Genomic DNA, 14,168 nt, shown 5'->3' with positions numbered 1-14,168 from the left:
CGGACTAGAACAGGAGACAGACATGGCAGACACCTCGACGTCGCGCCGGCGCGCACTGTTGGCCCTGGCCGGCGGCGCGCTCGGCGCGTGGGCGCCCTGGCCCGCCGCCGCGCTGGCGAAGCCGGAGTCCTATCCCTCGCGTACGCTGACGATGATCATGCCGTTCCCGCCCGGCGGCGCCACCGACGTGCAGATGCGCGCGCTGGCGCACGCGCTGTCGAAGGAGATGGGCCAACAGGTGGTGGTGGTCAATCAGCCGGGCGTCGCCGGCACCATGGGCCCTGCCGCGATGGCGCGCAGCGCGGCACCCGACGGCTACACGTTCTCGGTCGCCCCCGCGACGCTGTTCCGCCTGCCGCATCTGCAGAAGGTCAATTTCGATCCGCTCAGCGACTTCACTTATGTGATTTGCCTGACCGGCTACACCAACGGGCTGGTCGTGCGCGCCGACGCGCCGTGGAAAACGCTGCAGGACCTGTTCGCCGATGCGAAAGCGCGGCCCGGCCAGATCAGCTACGGCTCGACCGGCATCGGCAGCGGCGGCCACGTGGCGATGGAACGGCTCGCGCGCGCCGCCGGCGTCAAGTTCAACTTCATTCCCTTCAAGGGCATGGCCGAGGAAACCACCGCGCTGCTCGGCGGGCATCTCGACGTGATCTCCGACCCCGGCTGGGGCGCGCTGGTCGACGGCGGCAAGGCACGGCTGCTGGCCACGCTCGGCAACGCGCGGCTGCCGCGGCGCCCCAATGTGCCGACGCTGAAGGAGCTGGGCTACGACATCACGGTCAATTCGCCGGTCGGCATCGTCGCGCCCAAGGGCATGGAGCCCGCCGTTCTGAAGACGCTGCACGACGCGCTGCGCAAGGCGATGCGCGACCCCGACTATCAACGCATGCTGGCCGACTATGACCAGGTCGACATGTACATGAGCAGCGCCGAGTATCGCCAGTACGCGATCGACCAGTTCGCGCGCGAGAAGGTGTTCCTGAGCCAGATCGGCGTCAAGCTGCAATAAGGCAGGCGGCAAAGTGGGACCACGCAGCAGGCAAACAACGAGGACCAGACCATGACACGCAACGTCCATGTCGCCGGTGTCGGCATGATTCCCTTCAGCAAGCCGGGCAGGAGCGAGCCCTATCTGGTCATGGGCGAGCAGGCCGCGCGCCTGGCGCTCGACGATGCCGGCGTGCCGTACGACGCGGTGCAGCAGGCCTATGTCAGCTATGTGTACGGCGATTCGACCGCGGGCCAGGCGGCGATCTATCGCGTCGGCCTGACCGGCATCCCGGTCTTCAACCTGAACAACAACTGCTCGAGCGGATCCAGCGCGCTGTTCCTGGCGCGCCAGGCGGTGCAGACCGGCGCGGTAGAATGCGCGATCGCGCTGGGCTTCGAGCAGATGGTGCCGGGCGCGCTCAAGGGTGCCTACGATGATCGCCCGTCGCCGCTGGCGCGCTTCGCCGAGACCATGGGCGAGCTGCAGGGCTTCGACGCCGACGCGCCGCGTGCCGCGCAGTTCTTCGGCGGCGCGGGACGCGACTACATCCGCCAGCACGGCATCCGCCCCGAGACCTTCGCCCGCATCTCGGTCAAGGCCCGCCAGCATGCCGCGCGCAATCCGCTGGCGGTGTTCCGCGACACGGTGACGCTCGACGAGGTGATGGCCGCGCCGATGGTGTTCGAACCGCTGACGCGGCTGCAATGCTGCCCCCCGACCTGCGGCGCCGCGGCGGCGATCCTGTGCTCGGAGGACTTCGCGCGCCGCCACGGCCTCGACATGCGCGTGACCATCGCCGCGCAGGCGATGACCACCGATACGCCGAGCACCTTCGCACAGCGGGACATGCGACAGCTGGTCGGCTACGACATGAGCCGCGCCGCCGCCGCACAGGTCTACGAGATGGCCGGCATCGGCCCCGAGGACATCGACGTGGTCGAACTGCACGACTGCTTCACCGCGAACGAGTTGATCACCTACGAGGCGCTGGGGTTGACGCCCGAGGGCACCGCCGAGAAGTTCATTGTCGAGGGCAACAACACCTATGGCGGCCGCGTGGTGACCAACCCCTCCGGCGGGCTGCTGTCGAAGGGCCATCCGCTGGGCGCCACCGGCCTCGCGCAGTGCGCCGAGCTGACCTGGCAGCTGCGCGGCCAGGCCGACCAGCGCCAGGTCGAAGGCGCGCGCCTCGCGCTGCAGCACAACCTCGGACTCGGCGGCGCCTGCGTGGTGACGCTGTATCAGGCGGCCTGAACGATGATCGATCGCCAATACATCGGGCACCGGATGGCGCCCTTCACCGTGCCGGTGGAAGCAGGCCGGCTGCGCCTGTTCGCCAAGGCCACCGGGCAGCAAGACCCCGTCTACTCCGACGAGGCCGCCGCGCACGATGCCGGCCATCCGGCGCTGCCGGTGCCGCCGACCTTCCTGTTCTGCCTGGAGATGGACGCGCCCAACCCGGCGGCGATCCGCGAGCTGCTGGGCCTGGACTATCGCCGGCTGCTGCACGGCGAGCAACGCTTCACCTATCACGCGATGGCGTATGCCGGCGACCGGCTGACCTTCGAGCAGTGCATCGAGGACATCTATGAAAAGAAGGGCGGCGCGCTCGAATTCGTCGTGCGCCGCACGCGCGTCAGCAACCAGCATGGCGCGCATGTCGCCGATCTGCGCACGGTCACGGTGATGCGCCATGGATAAGGGAGCCGGACCGATGACAACGCTGCGCTACGACGCCCTGCAGGTCGGCGATGCCCTGCCCGCCTTCGAGACGGAACCGATCTCGCGGCTGACGCTGGCGCTCTATTGCGGCGCCTCGGGCGACCACAACCCGATCCACGTCGACACGGACTTCGCGCACGCCGCCGGCCAGGCCGATGTATTCGCGCACGGCATGCTGTCGATGGCCTATCTCGGCCGGCTGCTGACCAACTGGGTCCCGCAGAGCGCGCTGCGCGACTTCGGCGTGCGCTTCGTCGCGATCACGCACGTGGGAGACCGGCTGACCTGCCGCGGCACCGTGGTCGAGAAGATCGAGACGCACGGCGAGAAGCGCGTGCGGATCGAACTAAGCACCGTGGACCAGAACGGCGAGGTCAAGGTGGCCGGCGACGCCGTGGTGGCGCTGCCCTGAAGCGCGCGACAGCGCGTACCGGACGACCACAGCACAACGAACAGCAAGGAGACAATCGGCATGAGCAAGCTGCAGGACAAGGTGGCACTGGTATCCGGCTCGGGACGCGGCATCGGCCGCGAGATCGCGCTGAAGCTCGCGTCCGAAGGCGCGCGCGTGGTGGTCAACGATCTCGACAAGGCGCCGGCGCTGGAGGTGGTGGAGATCATCCGTGCGAGCGGCGGCAAGGCGGCGGCCTGCGTCGGCAGCGTGACCGAGGTGGGCTTTGCCGACCGCTTCGTCAATACCGCGCTCGAGCAGTTCGGGGGCCTGGACATCATCGTCAACAACGCCGGCTATACCTGGGACAACGTGATCCAGAAGATGAGCGACGAGCAGTGGGAGGACATCCTGGCCGTGCACCTGACCGCGCCGTTCCGCATCCTGCGCGCCGCGTCCGGCTTCATTCGCGAGGCGGCCAGGCAGGAGGCCGAGCGCGGCACGCCGGTGTTCCGCAAGGTCGTCAATATCTCGTCGACCTCAGGCGTCTATGGCAACGCCGGGCAGGCCAACTACGCCGCGGCCAAGGCCGGCATCAACGGCCTGACACGGGCGATGGCCAAGGAATGGGGCCGTTACAAGGTCAACGTCAACAGCATCGCGTTCGGCCTGATCAAGACGCGGCTGACCGAGGCCGATGCGCAGTCCGATGCCAGCATCGACATCGCCGGCCGCAGGATCAAGGTCGGCGTCAATCCGCAGATCCTGAAGAACGCCGAGGCGATGATTCCGCTGGGGCGCGGCGGCACGCCCGAGGAAGCGGCCGGCGCGGTCTACCTGTTCTGCATTCCCGAGTCCAACTACGTCAGCGGCCAGGTGCTGGTCTGCGGCGGCGGACGCCCGTAACGTTCACCGGAGCACGCCATGACGATCCAGCATGCGCCGCGTCCGTGGATGGACAGCGAACTGCAGCTGCTGCGCGATACCGCGCGGCGCTTCTTCGAGACCGAATGCGTGCCGCGCCAGTCCGCGTGGGTCGAGCAGAAGCATTGCGACCGCGACGTCTGGCGCCGCGCCGGCGAGGTCGGCCTGCTGTGCACGGGCATTCCCGAGGCCTACGGCGGAGGCGGCGGCACCTTCCTGCACGAGGCGGTGATTTGCGAGGAACAGCAGCGCGCGCTGGTCACCAGCTTCAGCATCAACGTGCACAGCGGCATCGTCGCCCACTATCTGCTGGCCTACGGCAGCGAGGCGCAGAAGCAGCGCTGGCTGCCGGCGATGGCGCGCGGCGAGATGGTGGCGGCGATCGGCATGACCGAGCCCGGCGCGGGCACCGACCTGCAACGGATCAAGACCACGGCGATCCTCGGCAGCGACGGCCGGCACTATCTGGTCAACGGCGCCAAGACCTTCATCACCAACGGCTGGCACGCGGACCTGATCTGCCTGGCGGTCAAGACCGATCCCGATGCGCGCGCCAGCGGCGTGTCGCTGCTGATGATCGAAACGCGCGACCTGCCTGGCTTCCAGCGCGGCCGGCTGCTCGACAAGATCGGCCAGCGCGGCCAGGACACCGTCGAGCTGTTCTTCGACGGCGTGATGGTGCCGGCCGAGAACCTGCTCGGCAACGAGGAAGGCCGCGGTTTTCGGCAGCTGATGCAGCAGTTGCCGCGCGAGCGGCTGCTGATCGCGATCGGCGCCGCGGCGACGATGCAGCGGGCGGTCGACGATACCGTCGCCTATGTCACGCAGCGCCAGGTGTTCGGCGAACCGCTGATGGCGATGCAGAACACGCGCTTCAAGCTCGCCGAGTGCCAGACCCATGCGACCATCGCGCGCAGCTTCGTCGACGACTGCATCGGCCGGCTGCAGCGCGGCGAGCTCGATGTGCCGACCGCCGCGATGGCCAAGTGGTGGAGCACGCAGACGCTGTGCCAGGTCATCGACGAATGCCTGCAGCTGCATGGCGGCTACGGCTACATGAACGAGTACCCGATCGCGCGGATGTACACCGATGCGCGCGTGGGCCGCATCTATGGCGGCGCCAACGAGGTGATGAAGGAAATCGTGGCGCGGGCGATGGAAGACTGAGGGATCGGCGCATCGGGCGATTGGTGCGCGTCGCCGCAGAGCGACCGCCGGATCAATGACAGGAGACCAGCAGGCATGACATCCGAAGCAGTGCCTTCTGCAGTATTCCCAACGAGCCAATCGGAGCAGGCGGCGTGGTTCGGCAGCTGGCCGCGGGGACTGCCGCATCGCATCCGCGTGCCGCGCGTCACGCTGTGCCACAACCTGTCGGTGCAGGCCGACCGCTATCCCGACAAGCCGGCGATCGTCTTCTACGGCCGTGCGCTAAGCTATGCCGAACTGCGCCGCCAGACCGAGGCGCTGGCCGGCCATCTGCACCGCCATGGCGGCGTGCGGCCCGGCGAGCGCGTGCTGCTGATGAGCCAGAACTGCCCGCAGTTCGTCGTCGCCTTCCATGCGATCGTCCGCTGCGGTGCGGTGGTGGTCCCGGTCAATGCGATGTGTACCGCCAACGAGCTCGACCACTATCTGCGCGACAGCGGCGCGCAGGTCGCGCTGGTGGCGCACGAATTGCTGCCGGCGCTGCAGCCCGCGCTGGCGAGCGACCGGTTGCGCCATGTGGTGGTGCACAACTATGCCGACGCCATCGATGCGGATACCGAGCTGGACCTGCCCGACTGGGTGCGCGCTCCGCGCACGGCGCTCGACGATGCGCGCCTGACGTATTGGGGCGATGCACTGGACGCCGCGCTGCCCGCGCCCGATGTGCAAGCCAGTCCGGACGATCTCTGCGTGTTGCCTTACACCTCGGGCACCACCGGCCATCCGAAGGGCTGCATGCATACCCATCGCACGCTGCTCGCCTCGACCTTCTCCGCGGTGCTCTGGCGCGGCCTGCATGCCGAAGCGGTGGTGATGGGCGTGGCGCCGCTGTTCCATCTGCTCGGCATGCAGAACGCGATGCTGATGCCGATCGCGATCGGGGCGACAGTGGTGATGCTGCCGCGCTGGGACGCCGCCACCGCGGCCCGTCTGATCGAGCGCTATCGCGTGACGACCTGGGGCGCGCCGCCGGCGATGCTGATCGACTTTTTCGCGCACCCGGAAGCGAGCGCGCGCGACCTGTCCAGCCTGACGCTGCTGAACGGCGGCGGCGCCGCAATGCCCGAGGCGGTGGCCGCGATGCTGAAGTCCCGCTTCGACCTCGGCTATATCGAAGGCTATGGCATGACCGAGACCGCCTCCTTCCTGCACTGCAATCCGCTGCATCGTCCCAAGCGTCAGTGCCTCGGCATCCCGGCCTTCGGCGTCGACTCGCGCATCGTCGACCCGGCTACGCTGGCGCCACTGGCGCCGGGCGAGGTCGGCGAGCTGGTGACCAGCGGCGAGCAGCTGATGCTCGGCTACTGGAACGACGAGGCCGCGAACCGCGAGTCGTTCTTCGAGCGCGACGGCAAACGCTTCTTTCGCACCGGCGACCTGGCCAGCGTCGACGACGAAGGCTACTTCTTCATGCGCGATCGCCTCAAGCGCATGATCAATGTCAGCGGCTACAAGGTCTGGCCCGCCGAGGTCGAGACCATGCTGTACCAGCATCCGGCGATCCACGAGGCCTGCATCGTCGCGATGCCGGACAGGCGGCAGGGCGAATCGGTCAAGGCGGTGGTTGTGCTCAAGCCCGGCGCGACGCTGGAAGCCGCCGAACTGATCGCATGGTGCCGCGAGCGGATGGCGGCGTACAAGACGCCACGGGCCGTCGAGTTCCGCAGTGCGCTGCCGAAGTCAGGTACGGGCAAGGTGCTGTGGCGCGAGATCCAGCAGGAGCAATGCCGTGCCGCGGAGAGGGATGCGGAGGCGGAGCTTCGCGAAACCGACCGTGCCCGTCTCGACAGGCCGCTTCAGCAAACCTGATCCGTTGAGCGCTTCGGAGACCCCCCGCGATGTACCTGACCCAGGGACTGCACCGCGCGATACAGCGCCATCCCGGCAAGACCGCGATCTGCCATGTCGAAGACGGCCAGCCGCGCACCACCGGCTTCGCTGCACTGGGTACGCGCGTCGCACTTGCCGCCGCGGCGTTGAAGCGCCACGGCATTGGCAGCGGCGACCGCGTGGCGCTCCTCGCGCAGAACGGCGACGGGCTGATCGCGATGCTGCTGGCGTGCTGGTGGCGCGGCGCGGTGGCGTGTCCGCTGAATACGCGATGGAGCGCGCACGAGCTGCGCCACGCGATCGGCGATTGCGGCGCGCGCCTGCTGCTGCCGGATCGGCAGCTGACTGCGATCGGGGAGGAACTCCGCGACCTGGCCACGGTGGTACCGATCGAGACCTTCCTTGCCGACGCCGAGGCCGCAGCGGGCGAGCTCGAACCGCTCGACGACACGCGCACCGGCGGCGACGCGCTGGCCGCGATCCTCTACACCGGCGGCACTACCGGCCGCGCCAAGGGCGTGATGCTGTCGCATGCGAATTTCTGGGCGGCATCGATTGCACGCTCCGCGGAGCTGAATAACGCGCCGGACAGCGTATCGCTGCTGGTCGCGCCGCTGTTCCATGTCTCCGGGCTGGGCCGGCTGATCGGACAGCTGATCGCCGGCGGTAGCTGCGTGACGCTGCCGCAGTTTCGGGCCGACATCGTGCTGTCGGCCATCGAGACGCATCGGATTTCCGACATCATCGTGGTGCCGACCATGCTGCAGTCGCTGCTCGATCATCCCGGCTTCGACGCGGCGCGGCTGCAGAGCCTGAACCGCATCGCCTTCGGCGCCGCCCCGATGCCGCCAGACCTGCTGGCGCGCGCACTCGAGGCCTGGCCCAACGCCGAGTTCTTCCAGGCCTACGGCATGACCGAGACCGCCGCCGCGGTCTGCATCAATCCGCCGGCCAATCATCGTCCGGGTCCCGGCGCCGAACGGCACCGGCATTCGGTCGGCCGCGCCGGCCTTGGCGCCGAGATCCGCGTCATCGATCCGCAAGGCAACGAAGTGCCGCGCGGCACCGTCGGCGAGATCGTCGTGCGCGGGCCGATGGTGATGCGCGGCTACTGGAACCAGCCGGACGCCACCGCGCAAGCGCTGCGCGACGGCTGGCTGCACACCGGCGATGGCGGCTGGATGGACGAGGACGGCTATCTGTTCATCGCGGACCGGCTCAAGGACATGATCATTTCCGGCGGCGAGAACATCTACTCGGCCGAGGTCGAGACCGCGCTGCGCGGCCATCCGCGCGTCGCGCAGGCCGCGGTGATCGGCGTGCCCGATGCCCGCTGGGGCGAGCGCGTGCATGCGGTGGTGGTCGTGGAGGACCGTGCTTCGCTGGCGCAGCTGGACGACGCCGCGCTGTCGGACGAGCTGACGCAGTGGTGCCGCGAACGGCTGGCGGGCTACAAGTGCCCGCGCAGTTTCGCCTATGTCGATGGGCTGCCGCTGTCGGCGGCCGGCAAGGTGCTGAAGAACGAATTGCGGCGGCGGTATCGCGAGGAGGCGGGGGGCCGGGGAGGCTGACTGGATTTTTACGCGCGAACGGTCTCGCCGGGATAACCGCCCTGCCCTCTCCCCCCCCCTCTCCCACCAGTGGGAGAGGGGAGCCGGACGCGAGCCGTGACGATGATCACGAGCGCTGCCGATCTTCGGGGAAGCCGGACGCGAGCCGTGATGATGATCGCAAGCGCTGCCGATCTTCGGGGAAGCCGGACGCGAGGCGTGATGAACTTGAGAGCGCTGCCGGTGTTCTCCCCTCTCCCGCCAGGCGGGAGAGGGGCCGGGGGAGCGGGAAAGCGCTATCGCTTCAACGAGCGATCGGCTTGTACCGAATACGCTTCGGCTTGGCCGCTTCCTCGCCCAGGCGGCGCTTCTTGTCGGCCTCGTATTCCTGATAGTTGCCGGCGAAGAACTCGACGTGCGAGTCGCCTTCGAAGGCCAGGATATGCGTCGCGATCCGGTCCAGGAACCAGCGATCGTGCGAGATCACCATCACGCAGCCGGCGAACTCCAGCAGCGCGTCTTCCAGCGCGCGCAGCGTTTCGACGTCGAGGTCGTTGGACGGCTCGTCGAGCAGCAGCACGTTGCCGCCGGCGATCAGCGTCTTGGCCAGATGCAGGCGGCCGCGTTCGCCGCCCGACAGCGTGCCCACGTGCTTCTGCTGGTCCGAGCCCTTGAAGTTGAAGCGGCCGATATAGGCGCGCGACGGCGTTTCGTAGCGGCCCACCGTCAGCACGTCGGCACCGCCGGAGATTTCCTCGAACACCGTCTTGCTGCCGTCGAGCGCATCGCGGCTCTGGTCGACATAGGCCAGCTTGACGGTCGGGCCGATCTTGATCGAGCCGCTGTCCGGCTGTTCCTTGCCGGTCAGCATGCGGAACAGCGTCGATTTACCGGCACCGTTCGGACCGATCACGCCGACGATCGCGCCCGGCGGCACCTTGAAGCTCAAGTTGTCGATCAGCAGCCGATCGCCGTAGGCCTTCGACACGTTTTCGAACTCGATCACCTCATTGCCGAGCCGCTCGCCGACCGGAATGAAGATCTCCTGGGTTTCGTTGCGCTTCTGGTATTCCTGGCTGTTCAGCTCGTCGAAGCGCGCCAGACGCGCCTTCGACTTGGCCTGCCGGCCCTTCGGATTCTGGCGTACCCATTCCAGCTCCTTCTTCAGCGCCTTCTGCCGCGCCGACTCGCTGGACTCCTCCTGCTTCAGCCGGTTTTCCTTCTGGTCCAGCCACGAGCTGTAGTTGCCCTTCCACGGAATGCCGTGCCCGCGGTCCAGTTCCAGGATCCACTCGGCCGCGTTGTCCAGGAAGTAGCGATCGTGGGTCACGGCGACGACCGTGCCCGGGAAGCGGGTCAGGAACTGCTCGAGCCATTCGACCGATTCGGCGTCCAGGTGGTTGGTCGGCTCGTCGAGCAGCAGCATGTCGGGGCGCGACAGCAGCAGCCGGCACAGCGCGACGCGGCGCTTCTCGCCGCCGGACAGATGACCGACCTTGGCGTCCCACGGCGGCAGCCGCAGCGCGTCGGCGGCGACTTCCAGCTGCTGCTCGGCATTGTTGCCGTCGCTGGCGGCCAGGATCGCCTCGTACTTGGCCTGATCGGCAGCCAGCTGGTCGAAGTCGGCGTCCGGCTCGGCGTAGGCCGCGTAGATTTCCTCGAGCTTCTTGCGCGCCTCGAACACCTCGCCCAGGCCGCCCTCGACCGCTTCACGCACGGTCTGCTCGGGATCGAGCTGCGGCTCCTGCGACAGATAGCCGATATTCAGGTTCGGCATCGGGATCGCTTCGCCCTCGATGTCCTTGTCGACGCCGGCCATGATCTTGAGCAGGGTCGACTTGCCAGAACCATTCAGGCCCAGCACGCCGATCTTGGCACCGGGGAAAAATGACAGCGAAATATCCTTCAGGATCTGACGCTTGGGCGGAACGATCTTGCCCACGCGATTCATCGTATAGACGTACTGTGCCATGCGGCTTATCCAGTGAAATGACGGTGTTGGAGGGGATGGCGCAGTGTAGCAAACCGGGCGCGGCCGCCGCACCCGATTGGTGCGGGCGCGGTATCATCATGCCCCTCGCCTCCGGGCCAATTTCCGCTTGCCGAATACCACCATGAGCCCCAAACCCGCCCGCACGCTGACCTTCAAGTGCAAGAAGTGCAACAAGCCCGTGACGCTATACCTGCAAAAGGTCTCCGCCTGCTCGCATATCACGCCGTACCAGGGCTTCTGCAAGTGCGGCGAAATGATGCGCCACGCGACCGGCGACAAGGATGCGGTCGCGTCGTTCGTGGAGTCGAACGATATTCATTGGGCGCATCATCACCATCATCACCATTGAGCCGCTCCAGACGGCCAGCCACACCCGGGGCTTGTTTTCGGCTTTACCACGACATCAAGCCCCAGCAAGTCCATCAGGTCGATGACCTTCTGCAATTGAACCGTCGGCTTGCCGCGCTCGAGATCGACGATGAAGCGATTGCCGGTGCCGCCCAGCCCCGCCAGATCCGTTTGCTTCAGCTCAAACTGCTCGCGACGTTGCCGTATGACGGCACCTAGCTGGGCCGAATTGCGGATCACCACGCCGTTCACTGGCAAGTTACCGCTCGGGAAGACAGGTTCCTCTATCTGCATCTTTTGATCGGGAAGTTACCGCTCGGTAATTCGATGGGACATACGCGTGCGCAACAGCCCGATATAGTGTCGCGTCTTGGCGAACTACGTCCACACCATCGTGAACTCACTCCATTCCAGCCAGCCTCCCGCCAGCGTGCTGGTGGCATCGCCGATCTACAACGATCAATGCTACGGCTCCTATACCCATTCGCTGCTGCAACTGCAGGCGGCGTTCTATCAACGGGGTATTGGCTTCGAATATGCGTGGACCAAGAGCTCGAGCCTGATCACCATCGCGCGCAATCTGCTGGTCGACTGGTTTTTGAAGCGAACGACTTGCAGCCACCTGCTTTTCATCGATGCCGACATGGTGTTTCGCAGCGCCGATGTGCTGGCGATGCTGGAGGCGGATCTCGACGTCATTGCGGCGGTGTGTCCGCGCAAGGAAATCCATTGGAGTAACGTCGCGGCCGCCGCGCGGAATCATGCTGACATGGCGCCTCATCAGCTTGCCAAAGTGTCGGCGTCCTATGGCACGTTTGAACTCGTTCGGCCGGAGCTTGGTATCAAGACCCACACGCCGGTGGAGGTCAATGGAATCGGCACCGGCATCATGCTGATCAAGCGGGGCGTATTCGAGAGAATGGCCACGGCGTATCCGGACGCGACCATGAAGTCGCCCGATCGCTCAAGCGATGAGCGGATCCATGTGTTCTTCGATCTCGGACGGGACGAGCACAGCGACATGCTGTCGGAGGATCTGATGTTCTGCAAACGATGGCGCGACCTTGGCGGCAAGGTCCATGGCGCGCCCTGGTTCGAGGTCGGGCATATCGGCAGCCATGAGTTCCGCGGGAGTCTGTTCGATATTGCGGCCGTGCCCGGTGCAGCGCTGTAGTTTCCGGGAACGAATCAGATCGACGGCGTGAGAGGCTCTCAGCCCCGCCATTCAATCAAACGCCTGCACCGCCAGCAGCAGGATCACCGCCAGATAGCCCAGATGCATGCGCGTGCGCTGCCGCTTGTAGCGCCGCACCACGTCCGGCAGGAACAGCTGGCGCGCCATCTTGAAGCTCGTAATCGGATCGTCGACTACGTCCGAATAGACGTCCGTATTGTTGCGATAGATCGTCGCCAACGACTCGCGCTCATGGCCGCCCGATAACTGCTGCGTCGTTCGCGAACGCTTGCTGATGCGGTAGTAGAACAGCGGCGCATCGATCCGATGCACCTTCGCTTCGGAATCCAGCAGCCGGATATAGAACTCCCAGTCCTCGAAGCCGTGCTTCATCGCTTCGGAATAGCCGCTGGTCCGGTCGTACAACGCGCGCGGGTAGACCGCGCAGTTGTGGATCATGTTTTCGAACCGCAGCCGCTGATAGCTGTATTCGGGCAAGCGCCATTTGCCCTTCTTCGCGCCAAATCGCTTGACCTGGCAGTAGACCAGCGCGGTATCCGGCTGGCTGCGGAAATGCCGGATCGCGCGGCGCAGGTAGTCCGGATGGATCTTGTCGTCTCCATCGAGCGGCACGATGTATTCGCCCCCAGTCAGCCGGATGCCGAGATTGCGCGCCGACGCCACGCCGCCGTTCTGCTTGCGGATATAGGTGAAGCGGCGGTCCTTCTGCACAAAGGCCTGCACGCGCTGCGCGGTATCGTCGGTGGAGCCGTCGTCGACCACGATGCAGCGCCAGTGCCGGTAGGTCTGGCGCTGCACCGATTTCAGCGTGTCGGCGATCACGGCCGCCTGGTTGTAGCAGGGGACGATGATGGAGACTTCGGGTGGCGAATCGGTCCGCGAGCGGCGGATTTTGGAAAGAGACTTCAACAGCATCAAATGGGGAAAGCGGGTTCTGCGGTTGCGGCCAATGATCGCATATCCCCCGTGACGGGCCCGGAAATCGGGCATCGGCGTCCGGCGCGCTTGGTTGGTTACCGCCCCCGCTCCGTCAATTCGGCTCGATGGATTACATTCCTGAACTCGACCGAGGAGACATCGATGAGCCCGATGCAAAACGACAATTTCGACCTGATCAAGTTTTCTTCCGCAGTCCGGGATCTGCTCGACAGCGAGCTTCAGGTATCGGTCGGCAATATGGAAGTCGTCCCCTTTGCCGAGAAGCTGTACAAGCTGGTGCGATCGCAGGCCTACAACGAAGGCGTGCTCGACGCGAAACGCGTGATGGAGCGCAAGCTGACGGATGTTTCGGAGCAGCTCGATATCTTGCTGCAGTATCAGTAGCGCAATACGTCGGAGCGAAAGGCGAGGGCTCCTTCGCCTTTCGCTTCCCCGGGTTACGGCCAACGATACGGCCGGCAGCTCAGAACAGCGTGGCTTCGGTTCCCGATGCCTGTTCCAACTCTGTCTGCGACAAGGTCAGCCGCAGCGTGGCGCCCCCGGCCAGCTCCAGTTCATCGCAGTTATTGCCGGGCCCGCCACGGTCCACCACGATGAACCGGGCAACGCCTTCTGTCACGATCAGGGAGTGGTGCCACACGCCCTTCCGATAGTTGACGCCCTGCCGGCCATTGGTGACGAAGGCCCGCACCGCATGCGGTTCCACCGTGTCGCCAGGCGGCGCAACCACGACCAGGAACGGCGCATCCCCCAGCGGAATGAATGCCTGGCTGCCGAGCGGGTGCCGCTCGAACGAGGTCAGTGCCAGCGGCAGCGCATAGGGCTGCGACTCGAACAGATTGATCAGCGGCCGTCCGTCGTTCGAGGACACGTCGACTTCGGCAAGATCGTGAAAGCGATGACACATGCCCCGGTTGATGACGATGGGCGCGTGGCCATCGCTTTCGATGACGTCGCCAAACGGCGCGAAGGCGTCCGCGGTCAGCGGTTGCGCGATCAGGGGCAGTGAATCGGTGAGCAGCGGCATGGCAATTCGAAGTCGGGTTCGCATACTGGTCTTACCAGTATTA

Annotated in this window: 15 protein-coding genes; 11 read left to right on the top strand and 4 right to left on the bottom strand. The window is 66.1% G+C overall.

The genetic code is table 11. The features are described from left to right. The first annotated feature begins 22 nt into the window (after nt 1-22). The 8 genes from LRR16_RS14815 to LRR16_RS14780 all read left to right on the top strand — a co-directional run bounded on the left by LRR16_RS14815 (nt 23) and on the right by LRR16_RS14780 (nt 8,644). Nucleotides 23-1,015: a tripartite tricarboxylate transporter substrate binding protein gene (locus tag LRR16_RS14815; RefSeq protein WP_232206343.1), complete on the top strand. Its 993-nt coding sequence runs from the start codon at nt 23-25 to the stop codon at nt 1,013-1,015. Between the two features lie 51 nt (nt 1,016-1,066). Continuing rightward, nucleotides 1,067-2,251, top strand: coding sequence for a lipid-transfer protein (locus LRR16_RS14810; protein ID WP_232206342.1), 1,185 nt, complete (start codon nt 1,067-1,069; stop codon nt 2,249-2,251). Between the two features lie 3 nt (nt 2,252-2,254). Next, entirely contained in the window at nt 2,255-2,698 is a 444-nt protein-coding gene (locus LRR16_RS14805; protein ID WP_232206341.1) for a MaoC family dehydratase N-terminal domain-containing protein, read from the top strand. 13 nt (nt 2,699-2,711) lie between these two features. After that, entirely contained in the window at nt 2,712-3,131 is a 420-nt protein-coding gene (locus tag LRR16_RS14800) for a MaoC family dehydratase (protein ID WP_232206377.1), read from the top strand. A 60-nt stretch (nt 3,132-3,191) separates the two neighbouring features. Then, nucleotides 3,192-4,016 (top strand): SDR family NAD(P)-dependent oxidoreductase, encoded by an 825-nt coding sequence (locus LRR16_RS14795; protein WP_232206340.1) that lies wholly within the window; start codon nt 3,192-3,194, stop codon nt 4,014-4,016. Between the two features lie 18 nt (nt 4,017-4,034). Further along, on the top strand, nt 4,035-5,201 hold the full coding sequence (locus tag LRR16_RS14790) for an acyl-CoA dehydrogenase family protein (protein WP_232206339.1): 1,167 nt from the start codon (nt 4,035-4,037) through the stop codon (nt 5,199-5,201). Between the two features lie 75 nt (nt 5,202-5,276). After that, a complete protein-coding gene (locus tag LRR16_RS14785) occupies nt 5,277-7,052 on the top strand; it encodes a long-chain-fatty-acid--CoA ligase (RefSeq protein ID WP_232206338.1) in 1,776 nt (591 codons plus the stop codon). Nucleotides 7,053-7,081: 29 nt separating this feature from the next. Beyond that, on the top strand, nt 7,082-8,644 hold the full coding sequence (locus LRR16_RS14780) for a class I adenylate-forming enzyme family protein (RefSeq protein WP_232206337.1): 1,563 nt from the start codon (nt 7,082-7,084) through the stop codon (nt 8,642-8,644). A 283-nt stretch (nt 8,645-8,927) separates the two neighbouring features. On the opposite strand, the gene ettA is transcribed toward LRR16_RS14780, so the two are convergent. Beyond that, nucleotides 8,928-10,595, bottom strand: coding sequence for an energy-dependent translational throttle protein EttA (gene ettA, locus LRR16_RS14775; protein ID WP_006575804.1), 1,668 nt, complete (start codon nt 10,593-10,595; stop codon nt 8,928-8,930). Nucleotides 10,596-10,737: 142 nt separating this feature from the next. Here ettA and LRR16_RS14770 point away from each other — a divergent pair, with 142 nt between their 5' ends. Beyond that, nucleotides 10,738-10,965, top strand: coding sequence for a hypothetical protein (locus tag LRR16_RS14770; RefSeq protein WP_006575803.1), 228 nt, complete (start codon nt 10,738-10,740; stop codon nt 10,963-10,965). Here LRR16_RS14770 and LRR16_RS14765 read toward each other — a convergent pair. Then, the gene (locus LRR16_RS14765; RefSeq protein WP_232206336.1) at nt 10,956-11,258 is read right to left on the bottom strand and encodes a helix-turn-helix transcriptional regulator; all 303 of its coding nucleotides are present in this window, start codon (nt 11,256-11,258) and stop codon (nt 10,956-10,958) included. The two genes, LRR16_RS14770 and LRR16_RS14765, sit on opposite strands and share 10 nt — an antisense overlap. Nucleotides 11,259-11,334: 76 nt before the next feature. Here LRR16_RS14765 and LRR16_RS14760 point away from each other — a divergent pair, with 76 nt between their 5' ends. Beyond that, nucleotides 11,335-12,138 (top strand): hypothetical protein, encoded by an 804-nt coding sequence (locus tag LRR16_RS14760; RefSeq protein ID WP_232206335.1) that lies wholly within the window; start codon nt 11,335-11,337, stop codon nt 12,136-12,138. A gap of 51 nt (nt 12,139-12,189) precedes the next feature. On the opposite strand, the gene LRR16_RS14755 is transcribed toward LRR16_RS14760, so the two are convergent. Continuing rightward, nucleotides 12,190-13,068 (bottom strand): glycosyltransferase, encoded by an 879-nt coding sequence (locus LRR16_RS14755; RefSeq protein ID WP_232206334.1) that lies wholly within the window; start codon nt 13,066-13,068, stop codon nt 12,190-12,192. Between the two features lie 171 nt (nt 13,069-13,239). Between LRR16_RS14755 and LRR16_RS14750 the strand changes: the two genes are divergently transcribed. Then, nucleotides 13,240-13,482 (top strand): DUF2164 family protein, encoded by a 243-nt coding sequence (locus tag LRR16_RS14750; protein WP_006575799.1) that lies wholly within the window; start codon nt 13,240-13,242, stop codon nt 13,480-13,482. A 79-nt stretch (nt 13,483-13,561) separates the two neighbouring features. Here LRR16_RS14750 and LRR16_RS14745 read toward each other — a convergent pair whose 3' ends face one another. Beyond that, complete coding sequence (locus LRR16_RS14745; RefSeq protein ID WP_064577013.1) at nt 13,562-14,125, bottom strand: ureidoglycolate lyase; 564 nt, start codon at nt 14,123-14,125, stop codon at nt 13,562-13,564. Nucleotides 14,126-14,168 lie beyond the last annotated feature (43 nt).

Origin of the sequence: Cupriavidus sp. UGS-1, assembly GCF_021213615.1 — a bacterium.
Classification (GTDB): Bacteria; Pseudomonadota; Gammaproteobacteria; order Burkholderiales; family Burkholderiaceae; genus Cupriavidus.
Note: the sequence above shows the minus strand (reverse complement) of the source record. Positions and strands in the feature narration are given on the sequence as shown.